17 protein-coding genes are annotated in these 20,710 nt (G+C 61.9%); 4 read left to right on the forward strand and 13 right to left on the reverse strand.

Going from position 1 to position 20,710, the window contains the following annotated elements:
• Nucleotides 1–79 precede the first annotated feature (79 nt).
• Nucleotides 80–910: a phytanoyl-CoA dioxygenase family protein gene (locus tag ACE3OA_RS12945; protein ID WP_374311267.1), complete on the reverse strand. Its 831-nt coding sequence runs from the start codon at nt 908–910 to the stop codon at nt 80–82.
• 68 nt (nt 911–978) lie between these two features.
• Complete coding sequence (locus ACE3OA_RS12950) at nt 979–2,670, reverse strand: APC family permease (protein WP_374311269.1); 1,692 nt, start codon at nt 2,668–2,670, stop codon at nt 979–981.
• A 475-nt stretch (nt 2,671–3,145) separates the two neighbouring features.
• Between ACE3OA_RS12950 and ACE3OA_RS12955 the strand changes: the two genes are divergently transcribed.
• Nucleotides 3,146–3,748: a hypothetical protein gene (locus ACE3OA_RS12955; protein WP_374311271.1), complete on the forward strand. Its 603-nt coding sequence runs from the start codon at nt 3,146–3,148 to the stop codon at nt 3,746–3,748.
• A 224-nt stretch (nt 3,749–3,972) separates the two neighbouring features.
• On the opposite strand, the gene ACE3OA_RS12960 is transcribed toward ACE3OA_RS12955, so the two are convergent.
• From ACE3OA_RS12960 to ACE3OA_RS12980, 5 genes are read right to left on the reverse strand one after another with little or no spacing between them, the layout of a single operon-like run.
• Nucleotides 3,973–4,377, reverse strand: coding sequence for a hypothetical protein (locus ACE3OA_RS12960; protein WP_374311272.1), 405 nt, complete (start codon nt 4,375–4,377; stop codon nt 3,973–3,975).
• Nucleotides 4,378–4,388: 11 nt separating this feature from the next.
• On the reverse strand, nt 4,389–5,771 hold the full coding sequence (locus ACE3OA_RS12965; RefSeq protein WP_374311274.1) for an FMN-binding glutamate synthase family protein: 1,383 nt from the start codon (nt 5,769–5,771) through the stop codon (nt 4,389–4,391).
• A gap of 50 nt (nt 5,772–5,821) precedes the next feature.
• Nucleotides 5,822–6,658, reverse strand: coding sequence for a GXGXG motif-containing protein (locus tag ACE3OA_RS12970; protein WP_374311276.1), 837 nt, complete (start codon nt 6,656–6,658; stop codon nt 5,822–5,824).
• Between the two features lie 31 nt (nt 6,659–6,689).
• The gene (locus ACE3OA_RS12975; RefSeq protein WP_374311277.1) at nt 6,690–7,625 is read right to left on the reverse strand and encodes a glutamine amidotransferase; all 936 of its coding nucleotides are present in this window, start codon (nt 7,623–7,625) and stop codon (nt 6,690–6,692) included.
• A gap of 51 nt (nt 7,626–7,676) precedes the next feature.
• Nucleotides 7,677–9,143 (reverse strand): glutamine synthetase family protein, encoded by a 1,467-nt coding sequence (locus tag ACE3OA_RS12980; protein ID WP_374311279.1) that lies wholly within the window; start codon nt 9,141–9,143, stop codon nt 7,677–7,679.
• A 324-nt stretch (nt 9,144–9,467) separates the two neighbouring features.
• Here ACE3OA_RS12980 and ACE3OA_RS12985 point away from each other — a divergent pair, with 324 nt between their 5' ends.
• Nucleotides 9,468–10,226, forward strand: a complete 759-nt coding sequence (locus ACE3OA_RS12985; RefSeq protein WP_374311281.1) for a FadR/GntR family transcriptional regulator — start codon at nt 9,468–9,470, stop codon at nt 10,224–10,226.
• Between the two features lie 116 nt (nt 10,227–10,342).
• On the opposite strand, the gene ACE3OA_RS12990 is transcribed toward ACE3OA_RS12985, so the two are convergent.
• Nucleotides 10,343–11,683 carry an NAD(P)/FAD-dependent oxidoreductase gene (locus tag ACE3OA_RS12990; protein ID WP_374311283.1) on the reverse strand — a complete coding sequence of 447 codons (1,341 nt, stop codon included), beginning with the start codon at nt 11,681–11,683 and terminating at the stop codon, nt 10,343–10,345.
• A 151-nt stretch (nt 11,684–11,834) separates the two neighbouring features.
• Between ACE3OA_RS12990 and ACE3OA_RS12995 the strand changes: the two genes are divergently transcribed.
• Nucleotides 11,835–12,419 carry a DUF4405 domain-containing protein gene (locus ACE3OA_RS12995; RefSeq protein WP_374311285.1) on the forward strand — a complete coding sequence of 195 codons (585 nt, stop codon included), beginning with the start codon at nt 11,835–11,837 and terminating at the stop codon, nt 12,417–12,419.
• Nucleotides 12,420–12,478: 59 nt separating this feature from the next.
• Nucleotides 12,479–12,871 carry a hypothetical protein gene (locus ACE3OA_RS13000; RefSeq protein WP_374311286.1) on the forward strand — a complete coding sequence of 131 codons (393 nt, stop codon included), beginning with the start codon at nt 12,479–12,481 and terminating at the stop codon, nt 12,869–12,871.
• On the opposite strand, the gene ACE3OA_RS13005 is transcribed toward ACE3OA_RS13000, so the two are convergent.
• The 5 genes from ACE3OA_RS13005 to ACE3OA_RS13025 all read right to left on the reverse strand — a co-directional run bounded on the left by ACE3OA_RS13005 (nt 12,815) and on the right by ACE3OA_RS13025 (nt 20,609).
• Nucleotides 12,815–14,407: an alkaline phosphatase gene (locus ACE3OA_RS13005; RefSeq protein ID WP_374311288.1), complete on the reverse strand. Its 1,593-nt coding sequence runs from the start codon at nt 14,405–14,407 to the stop codon at nt 12,815–12,817. The genes ACE3OA_RS13000 and ACE3OA_RS13005 overlap by 57 nt on opposite strands.
• A 126-nt stretch (nt 14,408–14,533) precedes the next feature.
• Nucleotides 14,534–17,806: an EAL domain-containing protein gene (locus tag ACE3OA_RS13010; RefSeq protein ID WP_374311290.1), complete on the reverse strand. Its 3,273-nt coding sequence runs from the start codon at nt 17,804–17,806 to the stop codon at nt 14,534–14,536.
• 106 nt (nt 17,807–17,912) lie between these two features.
• A complete protein-coding gene (locus ACE3OA_RS13015; RefSeq protein ID WP_374311292.1) occupies nt 17,913–18,878 on the reverse strand; it encodes a GlxA family transcriptional regulator in 966 nt (321 codons plus the stop codon).
• Between the two features lie 10 nt (nt 18,879–18,888).
• Nucleotides 18,889–19,416 (reverse strand): glycine cleavage system protein R, encoded by a 528-nt coding sequence (locus ACE3OA_RS13020; protein WP_374311293.1) that lies wholly within the window; start codon nt 19,414–19,416, stop codon nt 18,889–18,891.
• Nucleotides 19,417–19,433: 17 nt separating this feature from the next.
• Nucleotides 19,434–20,609, reverse strand: a complete 1,176-nt coding sequence (locus tag ACE3OA_RS13025; protein WP_374311295.1) for an NAD(P)/FAD-dependent oxidoreductase — start codon at nt 20,607–20,609, stop codon at nt 19,434–19,436.
• Between the last annotated feature and the right edge of the window lie 101 nt (nt 20,610–20,710).

Consider the following 20,710-nt stretch of genomic DNA (forward strand, 5'->3'; position numbering starts at 1 on the left):
GACGATCACAGGGCTTTCAATAACGGCGTTACCAAAAGCAGACATCTTTGGACCAATAGCGGCCCAATCCACGCTGTCTTCAAAGGGAGGCAAGCCAGGGCGTGCGGTAGCCATCGGCGCGCCAGAGGATCGGGAAGAAGCTCTCATCCATGTCGAGGTCGCCACGGCGGCGGTAACGGCTGTAGACGTAGCTCACTTCGGTCGGATGGAAGCGGCAATCGGCCGAGATGCAATGGGAGACGAGCGCGCGGCGCGGGACGGCGGCGCTGTTGGGGCCGGAGCCGTGCCAGACCCGGCCGTGATGGATGACGGCATCGCCGGCCGCCACTTCGATCGGCACGATGTCGATGGTGCCGCCGGCCTCGGCCGCGGCTTCGCGCAAGGTGGCGTGATAATCTTCGGGCGCATGAAACTTGCCCTTAGGGAGAGAGAGCGGCCACAGATGTGACCCGCGCGCGTATTCGATGGTGCCGCCGGCGGCGGTGGTCGCATCGAGCGGCATCCAGCAGGTGATGTAGCCGGCCGGGACAACCCAATGGCAGTAGCTGTCGTCCTGGTGAAAGCCCAGGGATTTGGCGCCGGGCGGTTTCCACAGCACATTGTCCTGGCCGATCCGGGCGCCTTCCCAGCCACCCATCTGTGCGCAAAGTTCGCCGACGCAGGCGGACAGCACGATGCGGGCGATGGTACGGTCGGATTTCCAGCCATTGCAGATCTGGCGCGTGCGGTCCGGCGGATCGCGGCCCTCCTGCCAATTCCATTCGTCTGGATAGATGCCGGTCTCGAAACGGCCCTGAAACAGCGGCTCGAAGCGGTTGCGGGCGACTTCGACCTGCGCACCGCTCAGCAGGTTGCGGATGATGACGAAACCGTCGCGGCGGAAGGTGTCGATTCTGGTCTGATCAAGCACGGCCAAACTCTTCACTCAAAGAAAATGGGCGGAGCCCGAAAGCCCCGCCCATCGACAAACAACCAGGTTCAGCCGGTGAAGATCCAGTTGGAGATCAACACCACCGCGACGCCGCCGGCGAGCGTCACATAGGGCAACATGCCGGCCTTCTTCTCGCCCAGATGGCCCGCATCCTTGATGCCGAGATCATCCAGCATGCGATCCGGGAACTTGCCCTTGTCCTGCACATAGTGGCGGAACCAGAACACCGGAATGATCAAGGCCGCGGCGATGAAGCCGGCCAGCAAGGCATTGGCGTTCCAGACCTTGGCGCCGGCGCCCATGAACATGGCGTTGACGAAGGCCAGGACCGTGCCGATGGCCAGGATGATCGTCGGCGCCTTGAAGGGCCGTTTCACATGGCCGCTGTCGATCCTATGGATCCAGCCGGCATTGAGGTTGAGGAAGTTGAAGATGATGTAGCCGCAGTTCGACACCGCCAGGATGAAGTAATAGGCGGTGGCATCGGTCGAGGCGATGGAGAGCAGGATCAGGTTGAACACCAGATCGGTCCACATCGCCCCCGTGGGCGCGCCATTGTGGTTCACATGGCTGAGATATTTCGGCAGCCAACCATCGACCGAGCCCTGATAGAGCGTGCGCGAAGATCCAGCCATCGCCGTGATGATGATCAGGATCAGCGAGGCGATCATCAGGAAGACGAAGATGACGTTGATGGCGTGACCGCCACCCACCATCCGTGCCATGACGTCGGCCACACCCGTGCCGGCGACGACACCGCCATCGAGCATGCCGGTCAATCCCAGATAACCCTGGAAGGTGATCGGCACCAGGATGAAGAGGACGAGACAGAGCAGGCCGGAATAGAAGATCGCCTTGAACGTATCCGTTTCCGGATTCTTGAACTCGCTGGTGTAGCAGATCGCCGTCTCAAAGCCGTAGGTCGACCAGGCGGCGATGAACATGCCCCCTAAGATCAGCGTCCAGCCGGCAATGTTCCAGGCACCTGGTTCCGGCGCGTAGGGCACCGCCAGCGGCACGAAGGGTGAGAAGTTCGTGCTGTCGAAATTGCCGTTGAAGAACGGTACGACACCGACGATGAACAAAGTCAGCACGATGATGAGACCGACGACGGTCTGCACCTTGGCCGTTCCCAGAATGCCGCGATGCTGGATGGCGAAGGCCAACAGCATCAGGATGGTGCCGATGACGAATGTCCAGTTGAAGGACATGACGACGACGCCAAGGTCGATCGTGAAGAGCGACCAGTTGTGCAGCGGCATCAGGTTGACGATCGCCGCGGCGTCGTCGATGACCGTGCCGGCTGCCGCCGAGCGGGCGATTTCGGCGGCAATGGCCTCGGCCGCAGGAGCCGGTTCCATGATGCCGAGGATATAGCCCGCGGCGATGGCGGAACCGAGCGAGAGCACGGGCGTCCAGGCGATCCAGTTGCACCAGACCGAAAGTGGCGCGATGAACTTGCCGTATTTCAGCCAGGCAGCGGCACCGTAGACCGAGGCGCCGCCGGATTTGTTCGGGAAGAGACCGGCGATTTCGGCATAGGTGAAGGACTGAATGAAGCCCATCACCATCGAGACCGCCCAGATGGCGAAGGCCGGAATGCCGACCGTTCCGGCAATACCACCAATCGAGAAGAGGACGAGGGCGGGCACGCCGCTCGCAACCCAGAAGGCACCGCGCCAATCAATGGAGCGTACCAGTTCGCCCTTTGCAGGGCTCGACATCGTTTCCGCAGACATCTCCAGTTCCCCTCACTATTGAATTTTGAGTTTCTGATGCGGGGTGTCTTCTCCTTGCTTCTCTCGAATGAGCGACCGTGCAGCCCCCGTTGCCGCCGGCCGTCTGCAAATGACCCAATGCACGCGTAAGCAAACGCAGTCTGGCCGCGGAGCCTCGGCTCAGCGACTTTGGTCTGAATTGGTCTTTTTTCTGGCGTCAGCAATCCGGGCGGCGGCGCGCGCAGATGCGGCTGCCGCAGATGCCGTGGCCGCTGACGGGGCCATCGGTCGTTCAGTGAATTCGGTCGTCAAACGCTGCAATCCCAAGCGAATTTCCCCCTCGCCGGTCACGCGTCGCTGCTGAATCAACTCCTAACATCATGCGACAAACTGTCCACCCAATCCAGCACATTCTAAGGGATGTTGGTCCAGGATTGGTTGAAGCGGGCGCGGCGCCGCGCTATCGTGGACGCGTCGGAATGTGAGGGAGCGCGGCATGACGGGTGGCTCGGACAAGGTGGTCCTGATCGGCGAAGCGGCGGCGCTCCTGCGCGAGGATTTCCTGCATTGGCAATGTCGCCTGCGGCAGATGGCAATGCGTGAAGGTGGCGGCAGACCGAGTGCCGGCATGCGCCCCGTCATCTTCTCGCGCGACGATGCGCAAGTGGCCGGGTCCACGGTGGTGGTGTTGCACAAGGCTGAGCCGGACGACGCAACGGCTTTTTTCCGGCACCAGGTGCTGAAGACGCAGGACCCGGTCGAGCGTTGGGAGAAGGCCACCGAACACATGGCCGCCGGCTATTTCCAGCGCTATCGCGACTTCGACGACACGCTGACCGCTCTCTTTGGCCCGGCCTCGTCCCTGGTCGACCAGATGCTCGGCCATGGCAAGGTCTATCTTGATTTCGCCGAACTCAGCCAGCGCTTCCGCCTGTTGTGCAAGGTGACGGAACTCACCGAACACCATCCGCTCTATCAGGCCACCTATTGGCACAACCGCATGTTCAACCCGAACATTCCCGCTGGGGTGCGCGTCGTATCGTTCAGCCCGGATTGGGGCCGCAGCGAAGGCGAAAGTGGGTTTGAGGATCGCGAATAGCGCGCGACAGCCGTCACTTGGCGCCCCCACCCTAACCCTCCCCCTGAAGGGAGAGGGGATGAGAGCGAGGTTTGGGGCGAATTTGAGCCGAAAGGCCCTCTCCCTTCAGGGGGAGGGTTGGGTGGGGGCGGAGCCGCTGCGCTGCTGCCCATGATGCACAGAACAAAAAATGCCCCGCTGCACGGCGATGCAGCGGGGCAGGACCTTGAGCTCTCGATGGAAAATCAGAACTTCCGATAGGCCTTGTTGAGGTCGACCATCGGGTGCTTTTTCGACATCTGGAACTTGATCAGCAATTCGCGCGCGATCATATCGCGGTCCTGCTGATTGTCCGGCAGCTTGAGGTCGGACGGCACCGTGACCCAGCCGTTGATGTTGCGGTCGAACACTGCGGCGCGGCCTTCCTCATAGCCCATATGCACGTCCTCGAGCCAATTGAGGTCGTCCCAGCCCATCGTCTCCATGTATTTCTTCAGGAAAGGCGTGACGCGCGTATAGTCCGGCACCAGATTGACGTCGTAGCGATAACCGATGTGCTGGCCGATTTCCTTCTCGCGGGATGAATCGAGCCCATCGCCTTTCAGATACTTGTCGACGTCTTCTTTGCCAGCTGGCTTTTTCTCTGCCATCTCATGCCTCCTTAGTAACGGGCCATGTCGGGGCGGCCGACCGTGTGTTGCGATCCGGCGAGCGGCACCTGGGCCAGGGCCGAGGCTTCCATGGTGAGGGCCGCCAGATCTTCGGGCTCCAGCGAATGAACATTGGTCTTGCCGCAGGCCCGCGCCATCATCTGCGCTTCGATGGTGAGGCAGTGCAGGAAGTTGTAGACGCGTTCCGCTGCTTCATCCGGATCGAGGCGCTTCCTCAGAACGGGATCCTGTGTCGCCACGCCGACCGGGCAGCGGCCGGTATGGCAGTGATAGCAATAGCCCGCCTCGCAGCCGATCTCCTTGGGGAAGTCGGCTTCGGGAATGTCCTTGTTGCAATTGAGGGCCATCATCGCCGAATGGCCGATGGCGACGGCATCGGCACCCAGTGCCAGGGCCTTCGCGACGTCGCCGCCATTGCGGATGCCACCGGCATAGACCAGGCTGATCTCGCCGGTCTTGCCCACATCATCCAGAGCCTTGCGGGCCTGGCGGATGGCGGCGATGCCGGGAACGCCGGTTTCTTCGGTGGCGATATGCGGACCGGCGCCGGTGCCGCCTTCCATGCCGTCGATATAGATGCTGTCGGGGCCGGTCTTCGCCGCCATGCGCACGTCGTCATAGACGCGCGCGGCACCCAGCTTCAGCTGGATGGGAATTTCCCAATTGGTGGCTTCGCGGATCTCCTGGATCTTCAAGGCGAGATCGTCCGGCCCCAGCCAGTCCGGATGACGTGCCGGTGAGCGCTGGTCGATGCCGGCCGGCAGCGAGCGCATTTCGGCGACCTGATCGGTCACCTTCTGGCCCATGAGATGGCCACCGAGGCCCACTTTGCAGCCCTGGCCGATGAAAAATTCGCAGCAATCGGCCAATTGCAGATGATGCGGGTTGAAGCCGTAGCGCGACTGGATGCACTGATAGAGCCATTTCGAGCTGAAGCGGCGCTCGTCTGGGATCATGCCGCCTTCGCCCGAGCAGGTCGCGGTGCCGGCCATGGTGGCGCCGCGCGCCAGGGCGCATTTGGCTTCATAGGAGAGCGCGCCGAAGCTCATGCCGGTGATATAGACCGGAATGTCGAGCACCAGCGGGCGCTTGGCCTTGGGACCGATGATGGTTTTGGTCTCGCACTTCTCGCGGTAACCCTCAATGACGAAGCGGGTGAGGGTGCCGGGCAGGAAAGTGAGGTCGTCCCAGCTCGGGATCTTCTTGAACAGCGAGAAGCCGCGCATGCGGTAGCGGCCAAGCTCGGATTTGATGTGGATATCGTCGATGACGCTGGGCGGGAACATGAAGCTGTTGCCGAGACGCGAGGTGTCGCGCGACAGCGGCTTTTTGGTCTTGGGTTCGGTGGCCGGAGCCTTCTTCTCTTTTGCCATGTGGCTATTCCTTGTCTGGTCGGAGGAGACGCTGAAATCGGGACCTGCTGTTACAGGATCAGCTTCTTTTCCGAAGGCTCGAGATTGTCGTAATTCCACAGCTGCTTGCCGGCGACGATCTTGGTCATGTTGCGGACCCCGTTCGGCGCCTTCATGCCGTATTGATTGAGCTTGCGTTCCAGCCATTGGCAATCGAGGTCGGTCATCTCGCCCGGCACCGCGTCGACGCCGAGGCCGGCGATCTTGCCGCCGACATAGATGGTGCCGTCATACATGGAATCACCGAGGTTCTTGCCGGCATCGCCCAGCACGACCATGCGGCCGCGTTGCATCATGAAGCCGCAGAAGGCACCGCAGCGGCCGCCCACCAGGATAGTGCCGCCCTTCTGGTCGATGCCCATGCGGGCGCCGACATCGCCCTTGCAGACCAGGTCACCGCCGCGGATGGCGGCACCGAAGGTGGAGCCGGCATTCTTTTCGATGACCACCGTGCCCGCCAGCATGTTCTCGGCGCAGGACCAGCCCACGCGGCCCTTGATGTGAATGTTGGGGCCGTCGATCAGGCCGCAGCCGAAATAGCCGAGGCTGCCTTCGATCTGCAAATTGAGCTTGTTGAGGATGCCGACGGCGATCGCGTGCTTGGCACCGGGATTGCGCATGACGATGGTGCCGTAGCCCTGGCTCATCAGCTCGCGCAGCTTGAGATTGATCTCGGTGGTCGAGAGCTTCTCGGCGTCGAACTCGGCACGCTTGTTGAAATCGACGTCATGGGCGCCGGGATAGGTGAGGTTCTCCTCCTCGCTCGCCGAGAAGAAGCGTTGCTGGGTGCGGCCCGAAAGTTTCTCGGTATGCATGCCCATTTCATGTGACTGGGTGCGAAGCGCCATGTTCGGCTCCTTGCCTCTCTGATGATCCTGATTACCGCTTCCAGACCCGCACTTCGCCCTCATAGGGGTCGAAGGTGTCGATCTCGTGCGGGAACACGCTGCGAATGGCGACCTCTTCCGAGGCGAGGCCGATGAAGGTGTCGCTTTCGTAGAGCACCATGGGCTTGGCGGCCATGACGTCCTTGGCCATGCCCAGGCTGTCGGCGGTCGCCACCAGATAGGTGAAGACGCCATCGAGCTCTTCGATCGAATCCGTCATCGCGTCCTTCAGCTCGGCGCCCTGCTGCATCTTGTCGGCCAGGTAGACGGCGATGAGTTCGCTGTCACAGTTCGACATGAAGCGGTGGCCGCGCCGTTCGAGATTGCGCCGGCCGGTCCAGTAATTGGTGAGCTGGCCGTTATGCACGACGGAGACGTCGGCGAAGGGATAGGCCCAATAGGGATGCGCCGAGCGGATATCGACATCGGATTCCGTCGCCATGCGGGTATGACCCAGCGCATGGCTGCCCTTGAAGCCTTTGAGATGATATTGGTCGGACACCATCTTGGAATCGCCCAGATCCTTGATCAGTTCCAGGCCATAGCCCAGCGATAGGATCTCGGCGCCGTCGATATCCTCGATATAGTTGGCGAGCTTTCTCTTGTCGCCGCCGAAATCGAGCGTGTAGCGGAAGGCATATTCGGTCGCATTTTCGGCCTGGACGATGGTGGCGCCCAGTTCCTTCAGGCGCTTGTCGACCTCGGCCCGGCGTTCCTTCACCTGGTCATGGATCTTGAAGCCATGTTTCATGTCGTCCTGCTCGGCGACCTTGAAGCGCATGACCAGCGTATTGCCCTTCGGGCTGCCATAGAGGGCGAAGCCCGTCGAATCCGGACCGCGATGCTTCAGGCTCTGCAGCATTGCGGTCATCTCGGTGCCGATATCGCCGGTCGTGCCGCGGTGGATCAATCCTGCGATTCCACACATTTCTATTCTCCTTCGTTTCTCTGGCTGGAGAACTGCAGATCTCCTGCCGCTCTAGGGCAGGATGTCCCAATACTGTTCCAGATCCCAATTGGTGACGGTGGCCATGAACTTTTCATGTTCGTCACGTTTGTAGTGCATGAAGACACGCATCATGTCGCCGGGCATGGCGCTGTTGATGACCTTGTCGTTTTCCAGATGGTCGAGCGCCTCACCCAGGCTCATCGGCAGCTTCTTCACTTTCTTGCCGGCGGCGATGGCGTCGTACATGTTGCGCTCTTCCGGCTCGCCCGGATCGATCTTGTTGCTGATGCCGTCGTCGAAGGCCTTGAGCAAGGCCGCCGCCATCAGATAGGGGTTCACCGCGGCGTCGACCGAGCGGTATTCGAAGCGGCCCGGCGCCGAGATGCGCAGGGCGCAGGTGCGGTTCTGATAGCCCCAATCGGCAAAGACCGGCGCCCAGAAGCCGGTGTCCCAGAGGCGGCGATAGGAGTTCACCGTCGAGGAGCCGATCGCGGTCAGGGCGTTGAGATGCTTGATCACGCCGCCGATGCAGTTGAGCCCGATCGGGCCCGGCTTCTTCTGCCCTTTGAGCGGCGCAAAGGTGTTGACGCCGCCCTTCCTGTAGGAGAACACGTCCTTCTGTCCGGGCAGCTTGTCATGGTGCAGGTTGTTCACCACGTCATCGCCGCCGGTCCACAGCGACAGATTGTGATGGCAGCCCGAGGCGGAGACGCCCATGAAGGGTTTGGGCATGAAGCAGGCGATGAGGTTGTGCTCGCGCGCGACCTGGGCGCAGACTTGGCGATAGGTGGTCAGGCGGTCGGCGGTGCGCAGGCAATCGTCATACATCCAGTTGAGTTCGAGCTGGCCGGGCGCATCCTCATGATCGCCCTGGATCATGTCGAGGCCCATGGCCTGCGCATATTCGATCACCTTCATGAAGACCGGGCGCAGGCTTTCGAACTGGTCGATGTGATAGCAGTTGGGCTTGGAGAAGCCGCCATCGGGCAGGCCGTTGTCGCCCTTCTTCAGCCACATCATCTCCGGCTCGCAGCCGTGCCTGAGATGCAGGCCCTTATGCTTCTTCTTGAACTCATCGTGAATGATGCGCAGGTTGCCGCGGCAATCCGCGGTCAGGTGCCCGCCGGGATTCTCGCGTTCCTCGCGATTGCGGAAGCAGGTGCAGAAGACGCGTGCGACGCGCTTGTCCCAGGGCAACTGGACGAAGGTTTCAGGGTCCGGAATGCCGACAAGTTCCGAGGCTTCCGGGCCATAGCCGATATAGTTCTTGCGCCGGTCGACAAAGAGGTTGGCGGTCGAGCCATAGACCAGTTGGAAGCCTTTTTCGGCAACCGTTTCCCAATGATCGGCGGGAACGCCCTTGCCGACAATGCGGCCGGTGACGGAAACGAATTGGTAGTAGATATACTTGATACCGAGTGCGTTGATCTGGGCGCGTACTTGCTTGACGAGTTCTTTGCGCCCTTTTTGTGCGACGTGTGCCTCAAGGTCAGTCATATCACCCTCCCCAAAGCAGCGACTCGTTGGCCGCTGTTGAGCGATGCCGGGACGGTCCCGGCATTCCGCGTCAGTTGCTCACAACAACTCTTCTTAGTTCGCCGGCCGATCTTTTCTGTCGGCTCGGCGATCCTTCGCGGGCGGTGGGAGTTTGGGCCTTTCAGGTCTTACGCAGTTACCTCCGGAGACGGCAGTCGCGCTCGCTGATGTTGCGCGTGGGCGGGCGTGACTGTCGGCGATTGACCGCTTGGCTACCCCACTCGCATAATCCACTCTTGCATGGTGGTCCCGGGGCTGCCAACCAATTTTTTCAAAGGATCAGAATTGGGCCGAAATGGTACACCAACGCGTGAGGCAGCCGGATCAGCCGGCACCCGCAGCGCAGCAGAATCCGGCGCCTTGCCGGTCGACGGCAATCGGGGCTCGGTTTGGATTGCCGGCCAATTGCGCCAGGCGATTATCGCCGGCACCTATAAGCATGGCGAGAAGTTGCCCGCCGAACGCCATCTCGCAGACGCATTCGACGCCAGCCGGACGACCGTGCGCCTGGCGCTCGATCAATTGGAACAGGAAAGGTTGGTGACGCGGCGGGTCGGCAGCGGGACCTTCGTCAACCACCGCCCCGTTTCCGACCTCGACAACATCGCCGATTCGACCTCGCCCTTGGAGCTGATCGAGGCGCGGCTGGGGATCGAGCCGCATATGACGCGCCTTGCCGTCCTCAACGCCACCAACCGGGATATTGAGAAGATGACCGAGGCGATCGAGAAGGCGGAAGCCGCCGGCGACGATCCGGAACTCTGGACCGAATGGGACACGCAGTTCCATCTGCTGCTGGCGGAAGCCGCGCATAACCGCCTGGTGCTGTGGCTCTACCAGCACATTAACGAAATCCGCTCCCATGACCAATGGGCCTCGATGCGCGACAAGGTCCTCACCCCCGCCCGCATCGCCGAATACAACCGCCAGCACCGCGCGCTCTTGGGCGCCATCGCCAGCCGCGACGTCGAAGGTGCAGCCGCCATGGTGACGAGCCATCTGCACTTCGCCAGGCGCCAGCTGATGGGGATCGAGGGGGCGTAGATCTCTACATATCGCGCCCCAAAAAGCGTCATGCCCGGGCTTGACCCGGGCATCCACTCTCTCAACTGCAATAGTGGATCCCCGGGTCTTCGCCCGGGGATGACGAATGGAAGCGATCAGCTCCAGGGGAAGGGCGAGTTCGAGGTCGGGTGGAGCTTCCCTTCGGCAAAGCGCGAGAAGCGGAACGGGCGCAGCAATTCGTCGCCCATGCCGCAGATGTCGTCCGCCACCAGCTTGCCGACGCCGATCATCTTATAACCGTGGTTGCTGTCCGCGATGATGTAGACGTTCTCGGCGAATTTGTCGAAGACCGGGAAGCTGTCGGCGGTGAAGCAGCCGATGCCGCCCGACGGTTCCTTCTTGTATTTCGGCATCGTGCCCATGAAGCGCTTCTGGCAGAAGGCCAGCGCCGAGACCCACATATGCGCGAAATCGTCGCCGACGATGAATTCCGGGCTTTCCGGGCCATAGGGGTCGACGCGCACCTTGTTGAGTTCGGTCTGCACCTTGAACGGCATGGCGCCGCCCTGCACGCCGCCGAAATGGAAGTCGGGCTTATAATAGATGCCCCACAGCTTGTCGGTGATGAGCGAGCCGTCCTCATCCGAATAAAGCGGCGCGTCGGTGTCGACATGGATCACCGGCGGCATCTTGCCGTCATTGGTCTTCTGCAGATCCGGGTCGACGCCGAGCGTCCCTTCCTGCAGCGACCAATAGACCCACATCGGCACATTCTCGTGCATCTTGCCGTCCTTGCCCTTGATCGAGATCGCATCGGGCAGGTCCAGCATCTTCCAGACCGAGCGCACCCAGGGCCCCATGCCGGCGATGACGTAATCGCACTTGATGTCGCCCTGGTTGGTTTCTACCGCCGTGACGGCCCCCTTGCCGTCGCGCTTCAGGCCCTTCACCTCGATGCCGGTGACGATGCGGACACCCTCGGCCTCCGCCTTCTTCGCAAGGCCATACATCGCCGCCGTGTTGTTGGCATAGCCGCCCTTCTTCTCATGGAGCACCGAGGTGATGCCCTTGGCCTGCCAATCGTCGAAGATGCCCTTCATATAGGTCATGCAATCCTTCTCACCCTCGATGAAGGTCGAGGTGTAGCCGATCTCCCTCTGCTGCGCGTAGATCGAGGCCACATCCTTGTGCATCACCTCGGGGCTGATCTGCATATAGCCGACCGGATGGTAGGAGAAGGCCGCCGGATCGCTCTCCCAGACGCTTACCGAATGCGCCATCAGGCGGCGCATGGCGGGCTGGAAATAATTGTTGCGCACAACCCCGCAGGCGATGCCCGAAGCCCCGGCTGCAATCGCCGTCTTGTCGATGATGAGCACATCGGCGCCCGATCCCTTGCCGGTCTTCCGCAGATTCTCCGCGAGATGCCAGGCCGAAGAGAGGCCGTGGATGCCGGCACCGATAACGACATATTTGACGTGGGCAGGAAGGGCCATGTGCCTGAACTCCATCGGCTGAAGAAGAAAAATCTCCAATATTTTCTGTCAGCCCAGGCGCTGTGGATATCGTGAAATCGACATCTGGTGCGAAGAAATCGTCGGGTATGCCTGCGACATTCGGTATCCGCAGGGAGGTTGCGGCGGCTGCGTGAAAAGATCAGCGGGATTTGCCGCCGATTTCGAGGACGCCATCATGACCATGCGCGATTTCATCTTTAAATATGCCACCGGTGCTGCGACCGGCCTGTTCCTGGTTTCAGGTATTTCCGGATTGGCGCTATTTTTTCATTTCCAGCCGGCCCTCTTCAAGGATCTGCATGAGTGGCTGGGTCTCGGCCTGCTGCTGGTCGTCGGCCTCCATCTCTATCGCAACTGGCCGGCCTTTCTCGGCTATATCCGGCGCCGGACGCTGTTTGCGCCGCTTGCCATCTCGCTCGCCTTGGGGGCCTTGTTCGTCGTTCCGACCCTCTCATCCGGCGCGGCATCGGGCGGCGGCGGTATGGCGCGTATCATGGCGGGGCTGGAACATGCGAGCGTCGACGACATGTCGGCATTGCTGGAGACCAGCCCGGAAGCACTGGCAAAGCATCTGGTCGGCATGGGCTACGTCGTGACCGGACCCAGCGATACCGTGGCCGCAATCGCGGAGAAAGCCGGCCAGCCGGCGCGGGAAATCATCATGGCGGCGACCGGTGTGCCCGCGGCTGGCGCTCCCCTGGCTCCGGCCAACTGATATCGGGTATCCTGCGCCGGCAGAGACATGACTGGGGACATGACCGGGGCAGCGGTGGAATGAACCAGGAAGAACAGGCCTCGGTGCCGAAGCCAGGAATCGTCGGCCGCATCGGGCGACGCAATATCGGCTATGTTGCCTTTGTCGCGTCGCTCATTCCGCTGGCGCTGCTGCTGGAGGAGAACGGCCCCAGCGGGCCCGATGCCGGCGGCGGCATCATGTTCGGGCTCATTGTCTGGGCCCTGGTCTCAGTCGCTTTCTTCGTAATCAATCTGATCCTCTTGATTCGCGATCTGGCACGGCAGCGGCCGGTGGCCAAAGCCTTGATCGCCTGCGCGTTGCCGATCCTTGCGATTGTCGGCACGCTGGTGGTCGAGGACATTGCGATGCGCTGGTCACACGGCGACAGCGCCGCGCCGGCCGTCCTCGATGAGGAAAGTCCGGAGGGTTGAGCAGGTCGCCGCGCGGTCGGTCACGTCGCTGATGGCACGGAAATGGGTGGTGAGGGCGCCGCCAGCGATTTCGACCAGGGAATAGCCGCGATGCCTGCTTTCGGCATAGTGAAGGTGGGCGTGGCTGTCCAGTTTGCCCTGCAAATGATCCTGCGGTGGACCGTCCGAGGTGATCGACGAGGTGACGAACTCGCTGGCCACAACCGGCCCACCTTGCAACGCCAGGTCGTTGCTCCAGAAGGAATGGATGTCGCCGCTGAAGACGACCGGGTTTCGCGCTTCGGCCAATTGCCGCAGAAGTCTTTCGCGGGCCGCCGGATAGCCGTCCCAGGCATCGGTCCAGGCAACGACTTTGCCGCCGCCATCTGAGCCGAGCCCGGCCATGATGACGTTCTGCATCACCAGATTCCAGCGTGCCGGCGATGTGGCGAGATTGCCTTGCAGCCATTTCTCCTGTGCAGGCCCGAGCATCGAGCGCGCCGGGTCGAGGAGTTCCGGACAGGTGATGCTGTCGACGAGGTGGCCGCCGCCCGCGTCCGGTGCCCGGTAGCAGGCGCCGCGTGATCGGTATTGTCGACCATCGAGCAGCGAGATGCGGGCGAGATCGCCAAAAGTGATGCTGTCGTGAATGCGCAGCCCACCGGCGGTCGGGCGTTGGCGCAGCGGCATGTGTTCATAGAAGGCGCGGTAGGCCGCCTGGCGCCGCTCCGCAAAGGCATTGGGGGTAGTGAAAGTCTCCGACCAATCGCCGGCATAATCGTTTTCGACCTCATGGTCGTCCCAGGTCACGAGGGTCGGCGCCGTGGCATGCAGGCGCTGCAGATCCGCGTCCAACCGGTATTGTGCATAGCGTCGGCGATAGGCGTCGAGGCCGGTTGGCACGGCATCGTCGCTGTGCCGCCGCAAGACCGGCCGGTTGCGCTCGACCTGCTCATAAATATAATCGCCGAGCATCAGCACGATATCCGGCTGCTCGTCGGCCAAATGCCGGTAGGCGGAGAAGAAGCCCCGCTCATAATTTGCGCAGGAGGTGACGCCAAGGCGCAATTTGGCCGCCGGTCGCCCTGGCGCCGGCAAGGTGACGGCGCGACCGACCGGGCTGCTGTGCGCACCCAGAGAAAAGCGATACCAATAGGGCCGGTCGGGCATCAGCCCCGTCACGTCGAGATGTACCGAGAAGGCGTGCGCCGCTTCGGCCCGCGTCGTGCCGTGGATCAGAATCCGGCGCATATCGGGATCGAGTGCGATCTCATAGTCGAGGAGGATGCCGGCACGGTGATCCTGCAGCGGTATGCCACCCGGTGTGGCAGCATTCGTGTTAAGCGGCTCCGGCGCCAGGCGCGTCCACAGAATGAAGCCATCGGCGCTCGGGCTGCCGGAAGCGACGCCGAGCGTGAAGGGGGAGGTGTCGCCCGCAAGCGGGTTGCGGCTGCGGCGATGCACGTAAGAGGGCGCAAAATTGGCAAGGCCGCTGCTGGAAACGGCGATCCCAGCAGCGATGACGCTGGAAGCGAGCAGGAATCGGCGTCGATCCATCGGCAATCTGCGCACGCCATTCACTCATGTTGCCACTCTCGAGAATCAAGATAGGCAGCAGTGATGACCGGCCGATGCCAATGCCGAGTCTGAAATGAGACGGATGAAAGGCAGATTTATGACGGGTCAGCTGGCCAAAGACAGCACGCCGCGCTGCAGGAGCAGTTCGATCTCGGCCGCCGGCAGCGGCTTGCTGAAGAGATAGCCTTGCGCGAACTGGCAGCCCTGTTCCTGCAGGAAGGCAAATTGGGCCTCGGTCTCGACGCCTTCGGCGATCGATTCCAGATGCAGGTTGCGCGTCAGGCCGATGATCGCCGAGGTTATTTCCATGTCGGCTGAATCGTTTGGAATATCATGGACGAAGCTCTGATCGATTTTGAGCTTGTTGATTGGAAAGCGCTTCAGATAGGCAAGAGACGAGTAGCCGGTGCCGAAATCGTCGATGGCGATGCGCGTGCCGAGCTTGCGCAAGGCAGCAAGGCGCGTTTCCGCGCCGATGCCCTGGTCGATCAAGGCGCTTTCCGTCAGTTCGAGTTCCAGATGGTGCGGTGCCAGCCCTACTTCGGAAAGGATGTCGCCGACGATCTGATCGATGTCGGGAAGATGGAACTGGCGCGGCGAAAGATTGACGGCCATCGTCTTCAGATCATGGCCGGCTTCCAGCCAGTCTTTCATCTGCTGGCATGCCATGCGCAACACCCGCTCGCCGAGCGGCAGGATGATGCCGGTTTCTTCGGCCAGCGGGATGAAATGACCGGGCGATATCAGGCCCTGGCCGGGCTCCTGCCAGCGCACCAGGGCCTCCATGCCGACGATACGACGATCCGAAACACGGATCAGCGGCTGGTAATGCAGCAGGAATTCATCGCGTTCGATGGCACGGCGCAGGCGCCGCTCCATGCTCAACCGTTCGTTGGCCTTGTCAGTCAGCGCCGAGGTGTAGAAGCGGTAGGTACCGCGGCCTTCTTCCTTGGCGCGGTAAAGGGCGGCGTCGGCATTCTTGACGATCTCGTCCGCCGCATCGCCATCGTCCGGGAACAGGCTGATGCCGATACTGGTACCGATATAGACTTCATGGCCACCGCTCAAGGCATAGGGGGCATCGAACTGGTCAAGCAGGGCCTGAGCAAGATTGGCGACGCTGTTGGAATCCTTGACGTCCTCGATGAGCACGAGGAATTCGTCACCACCCAGCCGGGCCAATGTATCGCTCTCGCGCAGGCGCGAGCCGAGCCGCTTGGTCACGGCCAGCAGCAACTCGTCGCCAGCCGGATGGCCGAGACTGTCATTCACGTTCTTGAAGCGATCGAGATCGAGGAAGAGCACGGCGCCGGTCGTATGTTTGCGCCGAGCGATCTGCATGGCATAGGTCAGGCGTGACATGACCAGCAGCCGATTGGGCAGGCCAGTCAGCGCATCGTGATGCGCCAGATGCACCAGGCGGGATTCGGTTTCCTTGATGCCGGTAATGTCGACGAAGGTGCCAACATAGCTTTCCGGTTGCCCCGCCTCATTCTTCACCACCGAAATGGTCAGGAATTCGGGGAACGGCTCACCGTTCTTGCGGCGGTTCCAGATTTCGCCCTGCCATGATCCGTCGCGGGCGATCGTGAGCCACATGTCGCGATAGAATTCGCGGTCGTGCTGGCCCGATTGCAGGATGCGAATGTTCTTGCCGATGAGCTCCGCTTCCTCGTATCCCGTTATGTTGGTGAAGGCCGGATTGACGGCGACGATGTCGCCCCCGGTGTCGGTGACGACAATGCCTTCCTGGGTGTTGCGGAAAACCGTGTCCGCCTGTTGCAGCGATTTTTCCGCATGCTTGCGGTCGGTGATATCGGTGATGACGTCGATCACGTAGTCCGGATTGCCTTTGGCATCCCTGACGAGCGAGGCCGTGATACTGACCCAGACTTCGCTGCCGTCCTCGCGATAGCCGCGGCGCTCGTCGCGAAAGCTGGAGGTGATGCCGCGGCGGGCCTCGTCGAGGACTTTGAGCGTGGCTGGACGATCTTCCGGCAGCGTCAGTTCGACGACGCCGATCTCTTTCAGGGTCTCGAGCGTCTGGCCACGAATTCGGCAATATTCGCTGTTGGCCTTCAGGATACGTCCGTTGAAGTCCAGATGGGCAATGCCGACCGGTGCCTCTTCAAAGGTTGCGCGGAAGCGCGCATCGGCTATTTCATTGGCCTGTCTTTCAGACAGGATCAGCAAGGCGGCGCGCAGGCGCCGACGTTGCCACAGATAGGAGAGAAGGGCGATCAGGGCAATCAACCCCGCCAAAGTCGCCACGCTGACGATGATCGTGCGGCCATGCACCCCTGCCAAGGCCAGATCGCGATCCATCTTTGCGACGATGATCCAGTCGGTCCGCGGCACGGAAAGTACCGCCGCCAGAACCGGTTTGCCGAGATAGTCGATTCCATCGATCAACTGGTCGCCCTCGGTCAGATACCGTACGGAAGGCGCATCCTTCTGCGTCAGCGGGATTGAAATATTGAGCGCGCTGTCGGGCTGGCCCGGCAGTGAATTCAGGATGACGGCGCGATCCTGTTCGCGGCGCCCCAGAAGCAGTTGTCCAGGTTGTCCCGGAAGCGGCCAGGTGGACATGAATGGGTCGATAAAGTCGGTTGCCCGCAAATCAAAGAGCAGGACGTCGCGTCCGCGCGTATCGGCGCCGTCGATGGTCCGTAAGGGGACCACGAAAGCCAGGTGAACCATGCCATCGCGGATTTCCCGATAGAGATTCACGAAGATCGATCGTCGTTCGGCATTGGCGCGCTGCGCAACTTCCTTAAGATCGAGTGTTTCGCGGAGATCCGGATTAGTGGTCATCAGCACATCACCCCGAGCCGTCATGAGGGTGATGCGTGCAAATCCCTGGGCGCTCCGAATTTCGCGCATGGCGCGGAGAACTTTGTCGCGAGAGTCGGCCGTGTCCGTCCGGCGCCATTGCAGAATCGACTCCTGCAGGAGGCCATTGTGCCCCGTCGCCTCGGAATCGGCGCGGCGTTCGTTCAGCCATTGCGACAGGCCGCTTACCTTGAGGCGGGCGACCGCCTGCAGGCTTGCAAGCGCGTCACGCTTGGCCACGTCAATCTGAATGCGGTAGGTGATGAAGGCCACCAAGCTGACGGCGACCGCGAGGGCCGTGAGGGCAATGAGATCCGGCAGGATCGAGCGGTGTGGTGGGGCCGGCATATCGTTGGCGGTCACACCGGGAATGAAGCGGAGTATGAGGATGAGCAGCGCGGTGGTGATCGCCACAAACGCCATGCCTTTGAGCGTACCGAAGGCGATGCCCGTCTTGAGGTCGGCAAAGTCGGCCAGCAGGCTGTCCGAGGCGAGAATCCATAGCGACGCGCCGCCGGCATAGACGGCAGCGATCAGGAGGATCAAGCGGAGTCGTTTCCTAGGCGTCATGGGGCACTTAGGTCATCCATTCCACACCAACTTACAAGGCGGACGTAAATATGCTCTTAACCTCGCGCAAAGGTTTAAAAGCCTAGGCGCGGTCCTCGTTCGGCAACCGGCCGAAACGCTGCCGGTAGAGCTGGGCGAAATGTGATGGCGAGCCGAAGCCGCAGGTAAGGGCGACGATTGTCACGGACAAGGTCGATTGCGTCAGCATCCGCCGGGCCTGATCAAGGCGCAAATCCCGATGATACGCCACCGGCGTTCGGCCGAATTGGGCGCGGAACTGGCGTTCCAGCTGGCGTTGCGAGACGCCCAGATCACGCGCGATGATGGCCGGTGACAAGGGACGGTTGAGCGATTCTTCCATGCGCCTCACCGCTTCGATGAGAATCGGCTTCGCCGTGCCGAGGCGATGAACGAGGTCGCTGCGCTGATGTTCGCCGGCGCCGCGTGCGCCGCTGTGGACGAATTGCTCGCCCACGGCCTTGGAGAAGCCGGCCCCCTGCTGGTCGGCGATGAGACGCAGCATCAGGTCGAGCGCCGCAATGGAACCTGCCGAGGTGACGACGCGCTGGTCGATAACGTAGAGCTCGTCGACCAGATCGAGATCGGGGTAAAGCTCGGCCAGCGCGCTGCGGAAATCCCAATGTACCGTGCAGCGACGGCCGGCCAGGAGACCGGCCCGCGCCAGCACGAAGGTGCCGGTTGAGACGGCGCCCACGTTGCGACCGAGGCGGCTATGTCGCCGCAGCCAGTTCAGTACACTCGCAGCGCGGTAGCGTTCGGCATGAAAGCCGGCGCAGACCAAAGCGAGGTCGAAGGTCCGGTCGCGCGTGGTGGCGATGGCCTGTGTCTGCAGTTCGATCCCGGCGCTTGAGGCAATGGTTCCGCCGCTGTCAGACAGCAAGGTCCATTCATAGAGCTGCCGGCCGGCCAGCCGATTGGCAATCCGGAGCGGCTCGATGATCATGGAGAAAGAGGCGAGGGCAAAGTCCGGCACCAACACAATGCCGACCAGAACGACGCCGGTTTGGCGCGCCTGCCCCTCGCTCATGAAGAAGCGGTCAGCCGATCTGCTGCCAATGGCATTTCAGATTGAGCTGCGAGGCGGTGTTGGCGATGGTCGCCATGCAGGTGGCGGCCTTGGCGCTGGGTACCGACAGGGCCATGCGCAGCAGGAAACGCGCACCGGATTCCGAGGGCACCGATTCCGAATTCAGGCGCACGATATTGGCACCGAATTTTGGCAGCGCCTCGGAAAGGCGGGCGACAAGACCCGGGCTGTCGTCGCCCGTGATCTCGACGCGGTGGGTGATATGCGCCTGCTCGTCATGGCTTTCGCGATATTGAAAGGTGGTGACGGTCAGCTTGGCGTCCTTGAGCAGCTTCAGGCTGCGCAATTCCTTTTCCACGTCGGACAGGCCAATGCCCTGCGGCAGCTTGGCGACCAGGGTGAATTCCGCACCACCGCCGAGGACGGCAAAGGTGGTGTCCCCCAGGTTGATGCCCAGATCGAACAGTCGCCCCGTCACCTCGGCGATGAGGCCGGAATGGTCTTCGCAGATAATGGAGATCAGGGCGGTGCTGTTCATGTGGTCACGCTCCTTGGCTAGACGACGTTCTGTTCGCGCAGGGCCGCCCCGGTCAGCAGGCGATCATAGCCGAAGCGCCGGAGGTCGAGACTGCGATATTGGCCGAAAGTGACAAGCTCGCTCAAGGCCCGGCCGATGGCCGGCGATTGCTGCAGGCCGTGGCCGGAGAAGCCGTTGGCCAGCAGGAAATTGTCAAAGCCGGGCGCCAGGCCGACGATGACGTTCTGGTCATAGACATTGTAGTCGTAATGCCCGGCCCAGGCACGCACCAGCTTGATCGCCTCGAAGGAGGGGACGCGGTGGGCGAGGGTTGGCCAGATCAGCTCCTCGAACAGGCGGTAGTCGAGCTCGAAATCGAAGCAATCCGGATCGTCATGCTCCTCGGGCGAGACGCCGCAGATGAATTGGGCGCCTTCCGGGCGGAACCAGACGCCGCTGGGATCGATGGTGAGCGGCACCTTTTCCAGTTCGTCGCGGCAATCGAATACATAGATGAAGCGCTTCCTGGAATGCACCGGCAGGTCGATCCCCGCCATGGCGGCGATCGTGCGGCCCTGGCAGCCGGCGCTGTTTATGACACAGCCGCAGGAGATCGTCTCGCCGCTGGCCAAGGTCACCGCGGTGATGCGGTTCTTGTCGCGGGTGAGGCCGGTTACCGAATTGTTGAGATAGGTGACGCCCTGCGCGCGCGCCTTGCGCTTGAAAGCCTGCAGCAGGCTGTAGGGATCGGTCCAGCCTTCGTTGACCGGGCCGAAGCTGCCGCCGGCCAGATCGGCGACGTTGAGCCAGGGGAAAGTGTCCTGCAACTCGCGCGGATTGAGCAGTTCGGTGGCGGCGCCCAGTTCATGCTGCAGGCGCTGATTGTTAAGCAGCGTCTTCAAACCGGCACCGGTTGCCAGGAACAGATAGCCGTTTTCGCGGAACTCGACGCCAGCGCCTTCATTGCCGACCTTGAGATGCTCGTCGGCCGATTTGATGAAGCTGGCGCCGAAAGCGCCCATCAGCACGTTCTCGGCGGTCGAGAACTGCAGGCGCACGCCCCCGGCCGAGCGCGGCGTCGCCGCTTCGGCATAGGTCGGGTCCTTTTCGATGACGGCGATGGTGCCGTTGAAATCGGGTTGCGAGCTGAGGAAATAGGCGGCCGAGGAACCGACCACCCCACCACCGATGATGACGACGTCGAAGTTCTGCATTTTATGAGCAATCACATGTTGCTGTGGCGAAGGTCGCGCCCGTTATAAGCGGCTGTTTGGCTGCGGTCCACACCCCTCGGCAACCGCGCTCCAGGCCGGGT

Origin of the sequence: Dongia sp., from assembly GCF_041906375.1 — a bacterium.
GTDB lineage: Bacteria > Pseudomonadota > Alphaproteobacteria > Dongiales > Dongiaceae > Dongia.

Coding starts and splice junctions, on each gene's coding strand:
- ACE3OA_RS12950 (WP_374311269.1), bottom strand. CDS start 2,670: ATGTCTGCGGAAACGATGTCGAGCCCTGCAAAGGGCGAACTGGTACGC.
- ACE3OA_RS12955 (WP_374311271.1), top strand. CDS start 3,146: ATGACGGGTGGCTCGGACAAGGTGGTCCTGATCGGCGAAGCGGCGGCG.
- ACE3OA_RS12980 (WP_374311279.1), bottom strand. CDS start 9,143: ATGACTGACCTTGAGGCACACGTCGCACAAAAAGGGCGCAAAGAACTC.
- ACE3OA_RS12965 (WP_374311274.1), bottom strand. CDS start 5,771: ATGGCAAAAGAGAAGAAGGCTCCGGCCACCGAACCCAAGACCAAAAAG.
- ACE3OA_RS13015 (WP_374311292.1), bottom strand. CDS start 18,878: ATGAGCGAGGGGCAGGCGCGCCAAACCGGCGTCGTTCTGGTCGGCATT.
- ACE3OA_RS12975 (WP_374311277.1), bottom strand. CDS start 7,625: ATGTGTGGAATCGCAGGATTGATCCACCGCGGCACGACCGGCGATATC.
- ACE3OA_RS13000 (WP_374311286.1), top strand. CDS start 12,479: ATGAACCAGGAAGAACAGGCCTCGGTGCCGAAGCCAGGAATCGTCGGC.
- ACE3OA_RS12990 (WP_374311283.1), bottom strand. CDS start 11,683: ATGGCCCTTCCTGCCCACGTCAAATATGTCGTTATCGGTGCCGGCATC.
- ACE3OA_RS13005 (WP_374311288.1), bottom strand. CDS start 14,407: ATGGATCGACGCCGATTCCTGCTCGCTTCCAGCGTCATCGCTGCTGGG.
- ACE3OA_RS13020 (WP_374311293.1), bottom strand. CDS start 19,416: ATGAACAGCACCGCCCTGATCTCCATTATCTGCGAAGACCATTCCGGC.
- ACE3OA_RS13025 (WP_374311295.1), bottom strand. CDS start 20,609: ATGCAGAACTTCGACGTCGTCATCATCGGTGGTGGGGTGGTCGGTTCC.
- ACE3OA_RS12970 (WP_374311276.1), bottom strand. CDS start 6,658: ATGGCGCTTCGCACCCAGTCACATGAAATGGGCATGCATACCGAGAAA.
- ACE3OA_RS12960 (WP_374311272.1), bottom strand. CDS start 4,377: ATGGCAGAGAAAAAGCCAGCTGGCAAAGAAGACGTCGACAAGTATCTG.